Raw genomic sequence first — 1,706 nt, forward strand, 5'->3', positions numbered from 1 at the left:
GTGCAGACCCATGCACGCGCGCGGCTCAGAGCAGTCCAGAGAAGCGCTTCCTCCCGGGCGTGAACGCCCGGGGTTCCGCGCTAGATCATGCTGAAACGCCCGCATCCACCGCGCTGACATCCCCGACTGGCCCCTCGTGTCACCTTCGCCAGAACAGGTGGTGCGTCACGCCGCTCGGGCTGGGCACGACCTCGAGGTGGAACCGGTCAAGCAGCTCATCGGGTGACTCCCAGAGTCGTACCCCGGATCCGAGCTGCACCTGCGAGACCGCCACGTGCATGGTGTCGACGAGGTCGGCGTCAAGGAACTGCCGGATGGTGGTAGCGCCGCCGCCGAGTCGGACGTCCTTGCCCTGCGCCGCATCCCGCGCCTGCTCGAGGACCGTGGCCGGGTCGCCGTCGACGAAGTGGAACGTGGTGTCGGAGAGCGTGAACGAAGGACGCTTGTGGTGGGTCATGACGAACACCGGGGTGTGAAACGGGGGCTCGTCACCCCACCAGCCGCGCCAGTCATGGTCGCGCCAGGGCCCGCGCTGGGGCCCGAACTTGTTGCGGCCCATGATCTCGGCGCCGATGTTGCGTGCGAAGTCTCGCGTGAAGTAGTCGTCGAGCCCGCGGCTCCCCCCGGGGTCGGTGCGCATGGGCCAGCTCGCCGTGGCGCCGGCCCAGGCGAACATGTCCCCGGGATCGGCGTGGCCGAACGGTCTCTCGAGACTCTGGTGCTCACCGGCACCGAATCCGTCACGCGAGACGTTGAAGTTCTGGACTCTCAACAGCTGATCCACGTACTTCCTCCTGCGTTGTCGATAACGGTGAGACTGCCCGCACCGGGCAAACTCATCGCCGCGGCCATGACCGGCCAGTAGTTGGGGCTGCCTAGTGTGATGCGCCAGAAATCCTGAGGGTTCGTAAGTAGCCTGTTATGCCGCATTGGGGTCCTTCCGCTGTAGAGATCACGCTGTCGGAGGACGAGCGTGTCGAGCTGGTGCGTCGGGCGGGATTGCCGGACCGGCGTCCGGCCGAGCGGGCCCGGATCGTCCTGGCGTGTGCTGACGGCATGTCGGTTGCGGGTGCTGCGCTGGCCGTTGGCGTGGCGGTTAAGACGGTGACGAAGTGGCGCGGGGTCTTCGCTGCGGAGCGGATGGCCGGGCTCGACGACACCCCGGGTGACGTCGTAGCCGGCGTCAGCGACGACCATGATGTCCGGAGCCCCGGACGCCCACTGACCCGTGGCGATGAGCCGTTCGACGACACCCCTCAGCTGCGCGGCAGTAACGGCGGTCGCATGATCCGCCGGTCCGAGCCGAGCGGCGTCCAGGATCGCGGTCCAGGACGTGGCACCAGGCTCCAGCACGGCGACGAAAGAGAGACTTCACCGGGCCGTCCGCGCAGAGTGCGACGTCTGCCAGCTCGAGCAGTTCATCGCGTCGCTTGGTCAGGCACGCAGAGAACTCACCCCGGAAGCGTGACGCTTCCGCGAACGCTTCCCTCCGGACGTCATCAGACAGCAGACTCACCTTCACGGCCTTCGTCGTGGTCACGTGCATTCCTTCGTCGGAGCAAATGATCAGACGAAGGCGCCTGAATGTCCGGGAAATGCCCAGGTGAGTGACCTAGGGCGTGTGTCGAAAGTGGATCTTGAGGTGGGATGATCTTGCGTTGTGGCACGTGGAGATCTGACGGATGCGCAGTGGGCCCGCCTGGAGC

General features: G+C 66.5%; 1 protein-coding gene and 2 pseudogenes. 1 reads left to right on the plus strand and 2 read right to left on the minus strand.

The window, feature by feature from the left end; all coding sequences use genetic code 11:
• Positions 1–139: 139 nt before the first annotated feature.
• Positions 140–784, minus strand: a complete 645-nt coding sequence (locus AB0D27_RS45450; RefSeq protein ID WP_362521537.1) for a dihydrofolate reductase family protein — start codon at positions 782–784, stop codon at positions 140–142.
• A 137-nt stretch (positions 785–921) separates the two neighbouring features.
• On the opposite strand from AB0D27_RS45450, the pseudogene AB0D27_RS45455 reads away from it, so the two are divergent.
• Positions 922–1,107: pseudogene (locus tag AB0D27_RS45455) on the plus strand (IS630 family transposase); the annotation flags it as partial.
• Between the two features lie 63 nt (positions 1,108–1,170).
• Here the strand turns inward: AB0D27_RS45455 and AB0D27_RS45460 are convergent.
• A pseudogene (locus AB0D27_RS45460) lies at positions 1,171–1,516 on the minus strand (transposase); the annotation flags it as partial.
• Between the last annotated feature and the right edge of the window lie 190 nt (positions 1,517–1,706).

This window comes from Streptomyces sp. NPDC048415, assembly GCF_040651675.1.
Taxonomy (GTDB): Bacteria; Actinomycetota; Actinomycetes; order Streptomycetales; family Streptomycetaceae; genus Streptomyces.